Source organism: Vallitalea longa, from assembly GCF_027923465.1.
GTDB lineage: Bacteria > Bacillota > Clostridia > Lachnospirales > Vallitaleaceae > Vallitalea > Vallitalea longa.
This window is the reverse complement of the sequence record NZ_BRLB01000001.1, coordinates 110,796-127,205: the sequence shown is the minus strand read 5'-3', so window position 1 is coordinate 127,205 and position 16,410 is coordinate 110,796. Positions and strand designations below refer to the sequence as shown.

Here is a 16,410-nt window from a genome sequence, read left to right as displayed (position 1 = left end):
ATATACCATACACAGATACTTCAACATGATACTATATCTCTATAAGAGATTTTTATGGTACTAGTAGTCATGTTAACTGAATGATATGAAACGTAAAGTAATTAACAAGCTTTACATAAAATTTTAAATAAGATATAATTAATACTTGACTAAACTAACAGATGAGAAATATTCAAAAATGATGGAAAAAAGTCACTAAAATGATACACTTCTAATGTATAGTCTTAGGTGTGGAGGTTGTTATATGAAATACAAGATAGTACTGTTATTAATTTTCTGTATAGTAGTATTAGTAATTGTCAAATCAAATATGTTTAATAATAAACTTGATTCACTGGAATATCCCAATATTGGAAAAGAAAATATATCATCATTGGAAGAACATAATTACGAGTGGGAGTATTTAACAGATATTGATGGTAAAAAGCAATATATTGACAAAAATGGAGTTAAAGCATTAATGGGAATTGATGTATCAACATACCAAGGAGATATTGATTGGGAACAAGTGAAACAAGATAATATTGATTTTGCAGTTATTCGATTAGGAAACAGAGGCTATAGAAGTGGTGAAATCTCACTTGATAAGAATTATAGTAATAATATAGAAAAAGCAAGTCAAGCAGGTATTGATATAGGAGTATATTTCTTTTCACAAGCTATTTCAATAAAAGAGTCAGAGGAAGAAGCAGAATTCATTTTAGATAACATAAAAGATTATGATATCGAGTTACCGATAGTTTTTGATATGGAGCGAGTAGAGGACGGTAGAACCAATAATCTGACTAGAAAAGAGAAGACAATAGTTGCTCTGGCATTTTGTGAAAAGATAGAAGAAGCGGGTTTCGTTCCAATGATATATGGAAGTTCTTCTTATCTTAAAAACGCTGTATTATTACCTGATATTATGAAGTATGATATATGGATTGCTGATTATGCAGATGAACCATCTTTCCCTTATGAATTTCAAATATGGCAATATACTGATGAAGGAAAAGTTAAGGGTATAACAGGTAATGTGGATTTGAATTTGTATTTCTAGAATAATAACAACAAACACTATTACATTCCTTTAATACGAGTAATAATTTCTTATTGATTATTGTTATACTACAAAAAACAGATTAACAGCTTAGCTCATTAACAGCTAAGCTGTTTTCATGTATGAGAAGTATAAACTGTTTTTTTATAAGATAGGAAAGGGTGCTACATTTTCTATTTTCCTTGAGATATTCTATAGGTGTAGCCTCTTTATTCTTACGGAGGTCATATATTTTGTTTACAAGTATCATTATGTAGGGTAAAATTATTATATGTATGAAATTACATTATTATAGTATTAGTATTAAACAGGAGGTTTATTATGGTTGAATTAGTTAAGGTAGAAAAAAATGACTTGGAAGAGTTGACTGATATCGCGATTGAATCTTTTCTTGAAGATAAGAACAAGTATGGTAATTTCCCACCTTTAATTGACATCGATAATCATAAGCTGAGATACATTGATAAGGGATATGCTTATAATATAGTACACAATGGTAAGGTGATAGGTGGTACTTGTATTTTTAGTAATGGAAACGATAACTATACATTAGGTTCCATTTTTATTCATCCTTCATCTCAGAATAAGGGGATAGGCCAAGAAGTTATTTCTCTAATTGAAGCTAATTTTCCTAATGCAAAAAAATGGACTTTGGATACTCCATATAAAAGTTTTAGAAATCATCATTTCTACGAGAAGATGGGGTATGTAAAAATAGGTGAAGAGTTTCCTGATAAAAGTAGCGATTTTAGATTATTCTTATATGAGAAAATCATGTAATCATATAAGTGGAATTATGAATCTACATGATACTGCTTATAAATAGCTGATGATAAATATTATTGGGGGTATAATTAATGGAGTATGCAATTATATATGGTATATGTTTATTTATAATAATATTTTTTGCAGTCAGACTAGAGCAACTCAAGAGTCAGTATAATTTATAGAAAAACAGAATGTATATTAGCTTAATAAAAGGCTACAAATTTAGATTTGTAGCCTTTTTGTCGCAAGAATATGTATATATGTAAAAATATATTTCTACCTAATAATTACAGAATTAGAATGATACTCTACTATCAGGGTTTAATACTCTGAATATTAAAGTAGCTGCTTCTCCTCTTGTTATATCGTTATTAGGGTAGAAAGTTCTATCTTCATCAGAACCAGTTACGACACCAGCATTAAATAATGTGAAAATTTCATCACTATAAGGTGTATCAAAATCTACATCTGGTACTGTATACATTTGTATAGCTCTTAGTTCTTCACTAGCTACTGAATGTGCGAAAAGATAAGCTAATTCTGCTCTAGTGATATTTCTATTGTAATCAGTGAATTGACCTTCTTTGATAATATTATTTTCTATAGCATAAGCAACATAACCATCATACCAGTTATCACCAATATTTTCTATTCCGTTACTTTGACCAGTATAGATATTATTAGTTCTAGCAGCTAATGTGATAGCTTCAGCTAAACTTATAGACCCTTTTGGATCAAAGCTGTTAGCACCTTTACCACTCATTATACCAGTTTCATAGCAGTATTTAACGGAGTCATTGAACCAGTCAGCATCTGCTACATCACTGAAAGTTTCATTAGTATATTCATTTTTTACAGTGAAATTATCAAGTCCTGGTACTGTTTCGCTGTTTGCTGTTTCAGTATTTTCAGTATCAGTTGCTTCAGTAGGTGTAACTTCTGTTGCATCAGTATCTTCATTTTCAGTATTTGCTTTCTCAGCTGCTATATCGGCTATAGCTTTATCAATTTCTTCTTGAGTTGGTTGAGGATATGTTTCAGGATCAACAACCATGATTCCTGTTGGTTTTCCATTTAGATTAAAAGGAAATTGATCAACACATCCTTCATATATTGTATCAAATACTACAGTCTCTCCAGTTGAATAAGCATCACATTGTCCCATTCCGTGACAAAGTACAGTTTTTTCGTCATCAATAAATGGGAAACATGATGGGAAAAAATCAATACTCTCACTACCATCAATTACTTCAATAAGTATTTCAGCACCTTTAGCAACTGGTAATATAGTTAATCCATTCTCTATTAGATCACCTTTACCATTCCAATTGTCTTCGTGTGTTTCTTCATCATATGTAAAGAGTTCAGGATTGTCAGAGTAATCATCTAAAAATTTGTGATCATAATTTTTATAAACACAATTATTATTTTCTAGTTGATGTCCAACAACACCTTTAATTGTTATTTTACAAAGTATTTTATCTCCATAATAATCTGTCCATATAGCTTTTTCGTATACTAATGTTGCAGTTTTAGCTTGTGAATCGTTTTCAGCAGCATAAGTGAAAGTGCAAGTACCAAAAACAAGGGTGAATGCTAATAGTAATGTAATTATTTTTTTCATTCGTTCTCCTCCTAATATTATTATAAAAAAATAAATAGCACTTAAAATTTTATACCAAATTGGTGTTTTTGTCAATAAATTGTCAATTTTTTTCTTAATTTATCATATTATGTCTTGAATATGTAAGTTAAATAAAATGAGTATAAAAAATAAGAATTATTATATAAAAAATTTTATTTTTAGTTTTGCAGACAATAATATGACAACTGCTGTCATATTTATCTGCTATAATTAATATCAGGTGGTGATGTTATTGAGAGTAGACAGATTATTTCAGATTGTATATTTATTATTAGATAAAAAACAAATGACTGCAAAAGAATTGGCAGATATCCTTGAAGTATCAACGAGAACTGTATATAGAGATGTAGATGCTTTATCTATGGCGGGAGTACCAATATATGCAAATAAAGGAAAATACGGAGGTATTAGTCTCCTAGATAATTTTGTCATAAACAAATCAATTTTATCCAACGATGAACAAAATAAAATACTTATTGGTCTAGAATTATTAAAAGCGACAGACTATGAAAATGTTGATGATGCTATTCTAAAAATTAAGACACTATTTCAAAAAAACAATGATAACTGGATAGAAGTGGATTTTTCCTATTGGGGAAGTTCCCAAGATGAAAAAAACAAATTTGAAGATTTGAAAAATGCATTGACTACTTGTAAAAGTATACAGTTTGATTATTATAATTTTAACGGAGATAAGAGTAATAGGGTAGTTAATCCACTTAAGTTAATATTCAAGCAAAAGGATTGGTACTTATTAGGCTATTGTTTAATGAGAAAAGATTATAGGGTATTTAAAATATATAGAATTGATAACCTCAAGATAATAAATAAAATGTTTGATAGAGATAAATATAAACCTATAGATATTAATTACTTGTTCAATAATATTTCTCAAGAATTCACTATGAAGATTAATTTATCAGGTAGAGTAAAACATAGAGTTTTTAATGAATTCCAACTAAAGGATATATTCAAAAAAAGTGATGGTAGTTATGATATTACGTTTAATGCAGTTGAAGATGAATGGTTATATAATTATATAATTTCTTTCGGTAGTGATATCAAAGTTATTGCGCCAAATTATATTAATGATATAATTAGAAAAAAACTGCAGAAAACATTAGATAATTACTACACTTAAAATTAAGTTAATCATATTAAAAAGGTAATGATATATAAATAATGAATTTTTTATAATATGACACTCAGTTGTCAAATTATGTTTGGTAATATGAAAGAGTAGAAAACATAATTTGAAAGGAAGATGAATATGAACAAAGTATGTTATTGCCAAAGTTGTGGAATGCCAATGGAAGACTCTCATTTATATGGAACAAATTCTGATGGAAGTAAAAATAAGGACTATTGTGTATATTGCTATACTGATGGTAACTTTATTGCTGATTGTAGTATGGAAGAGATGATTGACTATTGTGTTCCTCATATGATTAAGAATAATAAAAATATGAGTGAAGATGGTGCCAGAAAGATTATGAATGAATTCTTTCCAACTCTAAAAAGATGGAAGAAGTAAGTTAATAACTCAACTTTTCCACCTGTAATAGTTAATAATTAAATATAAGCATATAAGACTCTGTTAAGATAGGATGCTCTATTTTAACAGAGCCTTCTTAATCTTATAGGAAAATCCTACTCCTCTTTTGTTCTAATAGAAATATTTTATTCGCTATTCATGTCCTGTAGTAAGCTCATTCACATAATAAGTTATAAATAATTAAGAATTTTTTATATATAGTTATTGACTTTAATAAATATTAGTCCTATAATTTTATTGATAATAAATATCATTATCAATTACAAGTACATATTTAATATAAGGAGGAATGGGGATATAAATAACATATTAATGAAATAGAAAGGAGTTTATTTATGAATAGTAGAAAAGATTTATTGGAATTAAGTATGGGGAAATTATTTATTAAACTTGCAATACCTGCCATGATTGGTATGTTAGCAGTAGGATTATATAATATGGTTGATGCTATATTTGTAGGTCAGTTCGTTTCTTCAGATGGAGTTGGGGCTATCGTTCTAGCATATAATGTAGTATTACTAAATACTGCTGTATCAATGTTATTGGCTATGGGAGCTATGTCTGTATTATCAAGAGCTATGGGAGAAAAAGACCAGAAAACTATAGATAAACTTTTTGGAAATGTATTGTTCGGTGTTTCTATATTGTCAATATCCCTAACTTTTATAATCTATAATTTTGCTTCACCAATTCTTAGTTTTGTAGGTGCTACTGATGATATATTATTGTTAGGAACAAGATATTTAAAAATAATATCTTTGGGATTCATTTTTTCAGCATTAGGACCTGCACTTAATTTCCTTATCCGTGGAGAAGGAAGAATGAAAGTTGCAATGAAAATAATTATTTCTGGAACACTTATTAATATTATTCTGGATCCAATACTTATAAAAGTATTTGGAATGGGAATAGAAGGTGCTGCATTAGCTACAATCATTGCTCAATTTTGTGTTGCAGTAGGGGACGTCATATATTTTAAATCAGGAAAAAGTATCATAAAAATATCAAGGAAAAGTTTCAGGATGTCATTTGATATTATGCCTAAGATATTGAATGTTGGATTTTCAGGAATGGTGATGCAGATAATGCCTGCAATCCAGATGTCAATAATGTTTAAGGTATTATCCAGCAAAGGAGGAAATGATAGTGTAAATATTATGGGTGCATCTTATAGAGTAATGATGTTTGCTTTTATAACTTTATGGGGAATAGCTCAAGGGGTACAGCCTATAATAGGAGCTAATTATGGTGCCAAACAGTATTTAAGAGTGAAAAAGGCTTACTTAACATACACTAAGATATCAACTGGTGTTGCTGGTGGGTTATGGCTTTTATTCATGATTTTCCCTAAAACCATATTGAGTTGGTTTATAACTGATCCGGCATTAGCACAACTAGGTATAGGTAGGTTTAGAATATTCCTTATGATATTTATTCTATATGGCATAATGTCCATGTCCATAGTTTTCTTCCAAGGTATTGGAAAAGGAAGCAAAGCGGCAATGTTAGTCATGGGTAGACAGATATTGTTTTTTATACCAATAGTATTAATATTACCACAGATCATAGGTGAAACAGGGGCTTGGCTTGCTATGCCACTTGGAGACCTACTCACTATAATCTTAAGTTGCTTTTTGGTTTCTAAAGAGTTCATTGCTCTAAATAAAAATATAAAAGATAATAATATCGTAAAGTTAGTTAAAGCTGAATGTTAGCATTCATATAGATTTAAATCTAATTTAATATATGTGATGATTATGCATATTGGAAATGATTTTTGTATGACGATTAATTTAATGTACTTGAAAAAAGCCTTAATTCTATTGAAATAGATATAAAGGCTTTTTTTGATAATTATTAAGTTGTATTTATTTCGATGAATTGAATTAGTTAGTTTTTCCTAATGTAAATTCTCTATATTTACGTGGAAGTAATCCTGTGCTTTTTTTGAATAATTCAGAAAAACGACTTGCACTGTGATATCCTACTATGTTTGCTACTTGACCTATACTAAGGTCGGTATTGGATAATAAATGTTCTGCTTGTCCCATACGTCTATTTTGGATATATTCTGTAATGGTACATTTATGTATCTCTTTAAATGTTGATTTTAGTTTAGTTGTTCCCATACAAGCTATTTGAGACAACTTTTTTAAATGAAGGTCATATGCATAATGATCGTTGATATATGATGTAACGGTTTGTATGTGTTCTAAATCTTGCTTTGTTATTCTTTTTATGTCTTTTGGTTTAATAAGTTTCGATTTTTCTACAATAAGTGATATAGCTTCAGCAACTTTACCTTCATAGAATAATTTTGCAGCCATTCCAGTTCCTTTATAACTTCTTAATTGGTTCAGTAACAGTATTAGCTCAGGGAAACTAGTATCTTCATTAATACTTAATAAAGCTGACCTTGGACTCATGTATTCACCAGGATATTTTTGCTTAAGGTAGTTTTCATAATATTCAGGGGTAATTTCTATACCAATCAAACGTATAGGAATATTTTTATGGAAAAGAGCTTGGTAAGCATTATTATGGCTCCAATAGCCTTTGACACATCCAGCACTAAATCTTTTATATGGGTTCAGTTCTTCACCTGAAATAGAATCATAATAGGTGATACTGAGATATTCTGGTAATTTACATTCTAACAGATAATCTTCATAGAAGTAGAAATCATGAATGACAATAGCGAAAAGATTATCTTGAGCATAGATCCAGTAGTAACCTTGACCTATCCTAGGATCAATTTTATAACATTGTCCCATAGAATTATACTTATTACTTTTATAGGGTGTAAAACCTTTTTCTTTCAAACAAGGTTCATGTATGCATTTAATGATATCTTCCATTAGAAACCCTCCTTTAATATCACAATTAGACGAATGTTTAACAGGATCGGACGAATGCGATTGATAATCATTGTCAATTGGATTACACAGTTGTATACTTAGTTTCAGCATATTAATACATATTTGCTATTTTAATAAAACTTATTTACTTTGTCAATAAGGGAAAATGAAGGCATTAATAACTAAGGAGGAATTTGACATGTCTAATGTAACAGGGTTTTCAGAACAAAAATTATCAATTAAAGATTTGGTAGTAACAGGAATATTCTCTGCATTGTTTTTCGTATTAACGATGATAGGAGGAATATTATTTGCACCTAATCCAGTACTAACATTCTTATTACCACCATCGGTAGCTTTATTAACTGGTCCTGTATATTTATTATTAATAGCTAAAGTACCAAAACATGGACCAATCACAATACTTGGTATATTAATGGGATTACTTATGTTTGTAACTGGTATGTACTGGTTGTGGTCAGTAGCATATATAATACTTGCAATTGTAGCAGAGCTGATATCAGGTGCAGGTAAGTTCAAAAATAATAAACTTAATATTCTAGGATTCATGATATTTTCTCTTAATCCTATTGGTTCATACATGATGTTGTGGATAAATCAGAGTAAATATATCGAGTATTTAGTTGGTAAAGGAACAGAACAGACTTATATGGATACAATGGTTGCTACAGCTAAGGATTGGATGTTGCCAGCAATGGTTATTGGAACACTGCTACTTGCATTTATAAGTGCTTTATTAGGTAAAAGACTACTAAAAAAACAATTTGAAAAAGCGGGAATAACAGCATGAATTTAATGTTTATAACTAGTTCGAAAAAACAAGGACTTATACATATAGATCCAAGAACCAAATTGTATATATTATTAGTTGGTAATCTGTCAGTTTTTTTTGCAGGTTCTATTAAATTAGAAGTGATACTTGCTTGCTTTATTATTATATTTGGTTTGATTACAGGAGCATATAGGTTTACTTTTAAAATGTCGGTTGCATATTTCATAATATTATTGATACAGTCACTAAGCTCAATATATTTGGTCAAAACGCTAAAGATAATGCTTGTAAGTTTCTGTATGTTTATTAGAAAAATATTTCCATGTGGTATGCTTGGTGGAATTATTATTTCTACAACAAAAGTTAATGAATTCATGGCAGCAATGAATCGTATTCATATGCCCAGAAGTGTAGTGATTCCATTAACTGTAATGCTAAGATATTTTCCAATGGTTGGTGAGGACTTTGGATGTATAAAAGATGCTATGAAGATGAGAAATGTATCACCATCAATTAAAGGTTTTCTAGTTACACCACTTCAAACTATAGAATGTGTATATGTACCTCTTATGATGTCAGCATCAAAAGTAGCAGATGAATTATCAGCAGCGGCTGTTACAAGAGGTATCGAGAATCCTAAGCTGCGTACGTGTGTTCAGAAAATACATTTTACAATAGCAGATGTTATGTGCACTATTTGCTTTACTGCATTACTTGTGTTAGCGATAGTATTATAAGGAGGCAGTATCTTGATTGAATTAAAAGATGTTTCATTCTCTTATCAAGGAAAAGATGATAATGGAATAAAAGATATTAATCTAACTATAAAAAAAGGAGAATGTATTCTACTATGTGGTAAAAGCGGTTGTGGAAAAACTACAATCACCAGATTGATCAATGGTTTGATTCCACATTTCTATCATGGGGAATTAAAAGGAGATATAAGTATTAATAATGAAAATATATCAAATATGAATATGTATGAAATAGCAGAAAAAGTCGGCTCTGTTTTTCAAAATCCCAGGACTCAATTTTTTAATGTTGATACAGATAGTGAAGTAGCATTTGGAATAGAAAATCTATCATATCCATATGAGAAATTAATAAAATCTGTTAAAAAAGCAGAAAATGATTTACATATAGAAGAATTGATGAACAGAAGTATTTTTGAATTATCAGGAGGTGAAAAACAGAAAATAGCTTTTGCTTCCATATATGCTATGTCTCCAGATATTTATGTTTTAGATGAACCATCTTCTAATCTTGATGTAAATGCAATAAAAAAGTTACAAAACATATTGGTCATGTTAAAAAGAAAAGGCAAGACAATAGTAGTAGCAGAGCATAGATTGTATTATTTGAAAGATATTATAGATAGAGTTGTTCATATTGAAAAAGGAAGAGTTGAAAAAATATATGACAAAGATGAATTCTTGAATATTCCTTTTGATAAAAGAATGAGATTAGGATTCAGAACCACTGACTTAGAAGAAGTAGTACCTTCAAATAAAGATAGAAAAGCAGATAAAGGTATACTGGATATCAATAATGTGGAAGTATCCTACAAAAAAAATGTAATCATACAAGATGTTTCTATATGTGCTGAACGAGGAGAGATTATAGGAATCATCGGTAAAAATGGAGCAGGAAAATCAACATTTCTGAGAAGTGTATGTGGATTGCATAAAGGCTGTAAAGGTGGTTTTTGTTGGAAAGGTAAAAAAGTTAACAAAAAACAAAGGCTAAAATTATCATATATGGTTATGCAAGATGTTAATTATCAACTATTCAGTGAGAGCGTTGAACAAGAATGTCATTTTGGGATAAAGAATCCTGATATGGAGCTTATAGAAAAAGTGATGAAAGAATTAAAGATATATGAATATAAAAATAGACATCCGAACACTTTATCAGGAGGTCAAAAACAAAGAACGGCAATAGCTGTCAGTATGATATGTAAGAAAGAGATACTTGTGTTTGACGAACCAACTAGTGGACTTGATTATGATAGTATGTTACAAGTGGTTGGAATAATAAAGAAATTAGCTAATATGGGCAAGGTGATTTTTCTTGTGACTCATGATTATGAGTTTATTTCTTTGGTCTGTAGCAGGGTAATTCATTTTGATGATGGTAAATTATTAGATGATTTTTCATTAAATGAAAAAACTAGAAGTAAATTACGTGAGTTTTTTATTGTATAACTATATAGATTGTTTTCGATATAAAATTGAAAGAAGTGTAAAAAAATGAATAAAAGCAAAAGAGAGTTAATAGGATTATTATTAAAATGGGCTGGTAAAGACAAGTACTATCTCTATTTATCGGTTATATGTTCTTTGATTAGTGGATTAAGCACTACAATTCCATATTATGCTGTATACAAGATTATGGAAAACATTTATTCGGGAACTTGTACAAAAGGAGTGATTGTAAACTATTGTACATTACTTTTCTTCGGTATAATCATTAGATTTATTTTGTTCGGTACATCTGGTGTCTTATCTCATAAGGGAGCATATAATGCTTTGTTCAAGGTAAGATGCTTGGTTATAAATCATATGTCCAAAGTTCCATTGGGAAGCCTTAGTGAACGTAATACAGGAGAAATAAAAACAGTATTAAATGAAGAGATTGAAAAACTGGAATTGTTTTTAGCTCATCATCTACCGGAACTTGTTTTTTACATAAGCGGACCATTAGCTATATTTATATATTTGTGTATCGTCAATTGGAAATTAGCGTTAATATCTCTTATACCACTTGTCTTGGCATTTTTGATAATGGGTATAATGTTTAGAGGTACAGACAAAATGATGGAAAGGGCATCTCATTCCATTGCAAGTCTTAATTCAACTATGATAGAGTACATAAGCGGTATGAAATTAATAAAAGCGTATAATATGGGAAGCAAATCATTTACTAAATATTCAAATGCAGTAGAAGATGAATATTCAGTGTGGAAAAAGATTTCACGTAAAATGGGTCCTCCTTATGCAATGTATATTGTAATAGTTGAATGTGGATTATTGTTGATTGTTCCTATTGGAGGATTCTGGTTTTTAAAAGGAAGTTTATCTGCTAGTGTATTTATATTATTTGCAATAGTAGGTTCACTGTATCTAACTGAATTACGTCCGTTGCAAGAGTTAGGTTCTAATTTTGCTCAAGTTTTAAATGGAATACGTAAAGCAGAGGAGATACTAGAGATTCCTGCGTATGAAGGAGGGACTGAATTTCCAACTAAACATTCAGTGGAACTTAGAAATGTTACCTTTTCGTATGATAATAAACTCAATATATTAGAAAATTGTAGTATCAACATAAAAGATGGAGAAAAAATAGCAATAGTGGGACGTTCTGGTGCGGGTAAAAGTACTATCATTCAATTGATTGCAAGGTTCTATGATGTGAATAAAGGTAAAATATTGATAGGTAATAAAGATATTAAAGAAATAAATTACGAAGAACTTCTTAAAAACGTGTCTATAGTATTTCAAAAAACTTTTCTAACAAGAGGAAGTGTTATAGAAAATATCAGAATGGGTAGTGAGGCAACAATTGAACAAGTGAGAGAGGCTGCTAAAAAAGCTCAGATAGACGATTATATTATGTCTTTACCTGACGGATATGATACTCTTGTCGGAAGTTATGGATCACGTTTTTCAGGAGGGGAAAAGCAACGTATAGCAATAGCTAGGGCAATACTCAAAAATGCACCACTCCTAATACTTGATGAAGCCACTTCAGCAGCTGACCCTGAAAATCAATTGGAAATAGACAAAGCTATACATAATTTATGTAAAGGTAAAACAGTTATTATTGTCGCTCATAGATTAAGTGTAGTTCTACAATGTGACAAAGTAGCAGTAGTAGAAAATAATACAATATCATGTATGGGTAAGCATGAAGAGGTTAAAAGTAAAAATAAGTATTACAAAGATGCATGGCATGATTATGAACAAGCTAGAAAAACATCATATCATATGGGAGGAGGTAGAGCATGAATAAAGTAAATGTACTAAAAAAGAATAAGCATTTTTATATATCAATGATTCTAAATACAATAGAAGGAATGTTGTCGGGTTGTAATTTCATAGTTTTATTGGATTGTATAAGAGCATTATGGCAGAACAATCTTAGTACAAAATTACTGCTTAATTCTACAGCTGCACTCGGTGTTGTATTTCTCATTCGTATAATTATATATAGTATAGGCTATACTGAAGGACAAATAGGTGGAGCTGACGTTAGCAGACAAATACGTCTGTTTCTAGGAGATAAAATCAAGAAAATACCATTATTTAGATTTACTAAAGGACAGACAGGTGAATATATAAATGTAGCTACGAATGATGTTAATAACTACGAAAAAATCTTAACACATAAAGCAGGAGATATTGCTAAGAACGGAGCACTTTCAGTGATGTTGATTATTTTTGTATGTACCATCTATGTACCGGCAGGTATGATTATACTTATTGGAGATCTGATGTTATTACCTACTTTATGGGTATCTTTCCGTGCAGTGAAGAAATATGGTAACGAAAAAAACAGTGTGATGGCTAATAATGTAAGTAATATAGTAGAATATATTACTGGAATTCAAACTTTTAGAGCGTATGGTATCGGAGGTACTAAGAATAAAGTAGTAACAGATTCTATGCGTTCATACAGTAACATAAGTTATGTATATGAGAAAAATGTAATACCCATAGGTATGGTTTTCAGTATATTATCATGGTTAACTCTTCCCTTAATGATATTAATTGCTTGGCATGGATATAGCCTTAATACTTTCGATGCTCCAATTTTATTTATGTTAAGCCTACTTCCAATATTTTCATGTAAGTTGGCAGGGGTAATATTTGTTGATTTGACTTCTTACAAGAATCTAACTATATCTAAATGGCATATAAACAATATTATCGATGAAAAGGAAGAAGTAGAAAGAGATTTACAATTTACACCAAATGTTCATGATATTGAATTTGAAGATGTGACATTTTCTTATGACAGAGACAAAAATGTACTAAATGGAGTAAGTTTTTCAGCAGAAGATAAAAAGCTTACTGCTATAGTAGGAGATTCTGGTTCTGGTAAATCTACAATTCTAAACTTGATTTCTAAATATTATGAATCTGATTCAGGAGACATCAAGATTGGTAATGTATCTACTAGAAATGTAGATGCAGTTAAGGTGCTTAGTCAGATTTCTATGGTTGACCAAGATGTATTTCTATTTAATGATACAATCAGGAATAATATAAGGTATGCTCGTCCATCAGCTACAGATAAAGAAATAGAAGAAGCTTGTAGGTTAGCTAATTGTGAACAGTTTATAAATCAATTAGATTTGAGGTATGATACTTTAGTAGGTGAAAACGGAAATCTATTTTCAGGGGGCGAAAGACAAAGGCTATCTATTGCACGTGCGATTATAAAAGATAGTCCCATTATATTGCTTGACGAAGCAACTGCATCATTAGATATAGAAAATGAATTGGCAGTAAAAAATGCTATATCTAATCTGCTTAGGGATAAGAAAACTGTCATTATGGTAGCACATACATTATCTATTATCGAAGGTGCAGATAATATTCTGGTTGTTGATAATGGTATTATACGAGAAAGTGGTACACATAGACAACTATTGGATAGAAAAGGTAAGTATTATAATATGTGGAGTGCTGAACAAAAGTTAAATGATAATATAATGGCATAATAGCTATTGCAATATTTAATCTTGACTATAGGATTAAAATAATCTATAATATGAATTAATTAAATATGGTTCAAAGAAAACAATAAGCATAAAATGGGGTACACCACCGCGGGTGTAAATCTCATTTTGTGCTTTTTTTTATTAAATTAGGAGAAAATTTTCCTAACGACAGATTTGCTATGCAAAAAAGAGTAGCCATGTTTTATATATTAAATCAATCATAGGAGGTGTCAGAATAATGAGAGTGAATGGAACTGATATTGATTTAGATGAAGATATATGTCTATACGATTATCTGATAAGTAACAAATATAACATCAATAAAATTGCTGTTGAATATAATGGTAACATCATTCCCAAGAGTAATTATAAAAATATTATATTAGATAATAAAGGTACTCTTGAAATTGTAAGTTTTGTTGGAGGAGGTTGATAATGAAAATAAACATAAATGGAAAGATAATGGATACTAATGAAAGAACAGCATTTTCTCTTCGTAAGAGAATAGGAAGAGAAAATGATATTGTTATATTGAATGGTTACCAACTGCAAGAAGATAATGAAATACAAGCAAATGATATAGTAACCATTATAAAAAAAGGAACTATGCCTGGTAAAGATGAGCTTGAAAGTATGCTTACAGCAAGGCATACCCCTAATGTACATAACAGAATCAAAAAGGGAAAAGTAGTAGTAGCAGGCTTAGGTGGTCTAGGGTCTAATATAGCAATTATGCTTGCAAGAACAGGAGTAGGAAAACTATTATTAGTTGATTATGATGTTGTTGAGCCAAGTAATCTTAACAGGCAACATTATAATATAAGTCATTTAGGTATGTATAAAACAGAAGCTTTAGAAAAACAAATTAATGAAATCAATCCTTATGTTGAGATAGAGACGAGAAATATAAAAGTAACAGAAAATAATATTGTGAAACTCTTTACGGGATATGATATCATTTGCGAAGCTTTTGATGGGCCAGAAGCAAAATCAATACTTGTAAATGTAGTCTTAGAAAAATTACAAGATGCATATATTGTTGCAGCTTCAGGTATGGCTGGATATGATAGTTCTAATATGATACAGACTACTAATCCAATAAAAAACCTCTATGTATGTGGTGATTTGGAGAACGAAGCAAAGATTGGACAAGGATTGATGGCACCAAGAGTAAATATATGTGCTGGGCATCAAGCTAATATGGTACTAAGACTATTATTAGGAATAAAAGATATATAGGAAAGGATGTATTGTGATGAATGATAAATTAAATATTGGAGGACATGAATTTAATTCTAGATTTATATTAGGATCTGGTAAGTTTAATTTAGATATGATAGATGCAGTTGTTAATAAAGGAGAAGCGGAAATAGTAACTCTAGCACTTCGACGTTCCAATGTAGGAGGACAAGAAAATATATTAGATTATATACCAAAAGGTATAACAATACTACCTAATACTTCAGGTGCCAGAAATGCTTCAGAAGCACTAAGGATAGCTAGATTATCAAGAGAGATAGGTTGTGGAAACTTCATTAAATTAGAAGTGATTAATGATTCTAGATATCTACTTCCAGATAATTATGAAACTATTAAAGCTACAGAAATACTTGCAAAAGAAGGTTTCGTTGTAATGCCTTACATGTATCCGGATCTTAATGTTGCAAGAGCATTGGTTAATGCTGGGGCTGCTAGCATAATGCCTCTAGGTTCACCTATTGGAAGTAATAAAGGCTTATGTACTAAAGATTTCATACAAATATTAATTGATGAAATAGATATACCTATCATTGTAGATGCTGGTATCGGACGTCCATCTCAAGCATGTGAGGCTATGGAAATGGGAGCAGATGCAGTAATGTGTAATACTGCAATTGCTACGGCCAATGATATATATACAATGGCAGAAGCTTTTAAAAATGCAATTAAGGCAGGACGTGCTGCTTATCTTGCAGGGCTTGGAAGAGTACTAGAAAATAAGGCTGAAGCATCTAGTCCTTTGACTGGATTTTTGGAGGATTGAT

Annotated in this window: 15 protein-coding genes; 13 read left to right on the top strand and 2 right to left on the bottom strand. The window is 30.2% G+C overall.

From position 1 onward, the window contains the following. Nucleotides 1-244 precede the first annotated feature (244 nt). Both QMG30_RS00530 and QMG30_RS00525 read left to right on the top strand, forming a co-directional pair. Complete coding sequence (locus QMG30_RS00530; RefSeq protein ID WP_281811102.1) at nucleotides 245-1,042, top strand: glycoside hydrolase family 25 protein; 798 nt, start codon at nucleotides 245-247, stop codon at nucleotides 1,040-1,042. A gap of 321 nt (nucleotides 1,043-1,363) precedes the next feature. Continuing rightward, a complete protein-coding gene (locus tag QMG30_RS00525) occupies nucleotides 1,364-1,822 on the top strand; it encodes a GNAT family N-acetyltransferase (protein ID WP_281811100.1) in 459 nt (152 codons plus the stop codon). A gap of 283 nt (nucleotides 1,823-2,105) precedes the next feature. Here the strand turns inward: QMG30_RS00525 and QMG30_RS00520 are convergent, their stop codons facing one another. Continuing rightward, nucleotides 2,106-3,434: an S-layer homology domain-containing protein gene (locus QMG30_RS00520; RefSeq protein ID WP_281811098.1), complete on the bottom strand. Its 1,329-nt coding sequence runs from the start codon at nucleotides 3,432-3,434 to the stop codon at nucleotides 2,106-2,108. 253 nt (nucleotides 3,435-3,687) lie between these two features. Here QMG30_RS00520 and QMG30_RS00515 point away from each other — a divergent pair, with 253 nt between their 5' ends. The 3 genes from QMG30_RS00515 to QMG30_RS00505 all read left to right on the top strand — a co-directional run bounded on the left by QMG30_RS00515 (nucleotide 3,688) and on the right by QMG30_RS00505 (nucleotide 6,725). After that, nucleotides 3,688-4,596, top strand: a complete 909-nt coding sequence (locus tag QMG30_RS00515) for a helix-turn-helix transcriptional regulator (RefSeq protein WP_281811096.1) — start codon at nucleotides 3,688-3,690, stop codon at nucleotides 4,594-4,596. Between the two features lie 129 nt (nucleotides 4,597-4,725). Next, nucleotides 4,726-4,989, top strand: a complete 264-nt coding sequence (locus tag QMG30_RS00510; RefSeq protein WP_281811094.1) for a zinc ribbon domain-containing protein — start codon at nucleotides 4,726-4,728, stop codon at nucleotides 4,987-4,989. A 356-nt stretch (nucleotides 4,990-5,345) separates the two neighbouring features. Then, nucleotides 5,346-6,725 (top strand): MATE family efflux transporter, encoded by a 1,380-nt coding sequence (locus QMG30_RS00505; RefSeq protein WP_281811092.1) that lies wholly within the window; start codon nucleotides 5,346-5,348, stop codon nucleotides 6,723-6,725. Nucleotides 6,726-6,896: 171 nt separating this feature from the next. Here the strand turns inward: QMG30_RS00505 and QMG30_RS00500 are convergent, their stop codons facing one another. Next, nucleotides 6,897-7,868, bottom strand: a complete 972-nt coding sequence (locus tag QMG30_RS00500) for a helix-turn-helix domain-containing protein (protein ID WP_281811090.1) — start codon at nucleotides 7,866-7,868, stop codon at nucleotides 6,897-6,899. 199 nt (nucleotides 7,869-8,067) lie between these two features. On the opposite strand from QMG30_RS00500, the gene QMG30_RS00495 reads away from it, so the two are divergent. The 8 genes from QMG30_RS00495 (at nucleotide 8,068) to QMG30_RS00460 (ending at nucleotide 16,409) form a co-directional block, all read left to right on the top strand. Then, entirely contained in the window at nucleotides 8,068-8,679 is a 612-nt protein-coding gene (locus tag QMG30_RS00495; protein ID WP_281811088.1) for an MptD family putative ECF transporter S component, read from the top strand. Next, nucleotides 8,676-9,398, top strand: a complete 723-nt coding sequence (locus tag QMG30_RS00490; RefSeq protein ID WP_281811086.1) for an energy-coupling factor transporter transmembrane component T — start codon at nucleotides 8,676-8,678, stop codon at nucleotides 9,396-9,398. The genes QMG30_RS00495 and QMG30_RS00490 overlap by 4 nt, the downstream gene beginning before the upstream one ends. A gap of 12 nt (nucleotides 9,399-9,410) precedes the next feature. After that, the gene (locus tag QMG30_RS00485; RefSeq protein WP_281811084.1) at nucleotides 9,411-10,865 is read left to right on the top strand and encodes an ABC transporter ATP-binding protein; all 1,455 of its coding nucleotides are present in this window, start codon (nucleotides 9,411-9,413) and stop codon (nucleotides 10,863-10,865) included. A gap of 45 nt (nucleotides 10,866-10,910) precedes the next feature. Then, nucleotides 10,911-12,668, top strand: coding sequence for an ABC transporter ATP-binding protein (locus tag QMG30_RS00480; RefSeq protein WP_281811082.1), 1,758 nt, complete (start codon nucleotides 10,911-10,913; stop codon nucleotides 12,666-12,668). After that, a complete protein-coding gene (locus QMG30_RS00475) occupies nucleotides 12,665-14,386 on the top strand; it encodes an ABC transporter ATP-binding protein (protein WP_281811080.1) in 1,722 nt (573 codons plus the stop codon). Before QMG30_RS00480 ends, QMG30_RS00475 begins: the two co-directional genes overlap by 4 nt. Before the next feature lie 238 nt (nucleotides 14,387-14,624). Then, nucleotides 14,625-14,819 (top strand): sulfur carrier protein ThiS, encoded by a 195-nt coding sequence (thiS, locus tag QMG30_RS00470; RefSeq protein WP_281811079.1) that lies wholly within the window; start codon nucleotides 14,625-14,627, stop codon nucleotides 14,817-14,819. 2 nt (nucleotides 14,820-14,821) lie between these two features. Then, nucleotides 14,822-15,625 (top strand): sulfur carrier protein ThiS adenylyltransferase ThiF, encoded by an 804-nt coding sequence (thiF, locus tag QMG30_RS00465; RefSeq protein ID WP_281811077.1) that lies wholly within the window; start codon nucleotides 14,822-14,824, stop codon nucleotides 15,623-15,625. 16 nt (nucleotides 15,626-15,641) lie between these two features. Beyond that, nucleotides 15,642-16,409 (top strand): thiazole synthase, encoded by a 768-nt coding sequence (locus QMG30_RS00460; protein ID WP_281811075.1) that lies wholly within the window; start codon nucleotides 15,642-15,644, stop codon nucleotides 16,407-16,409. Nucleotide 16,410 lies beyond the last annotated feature (1 nt).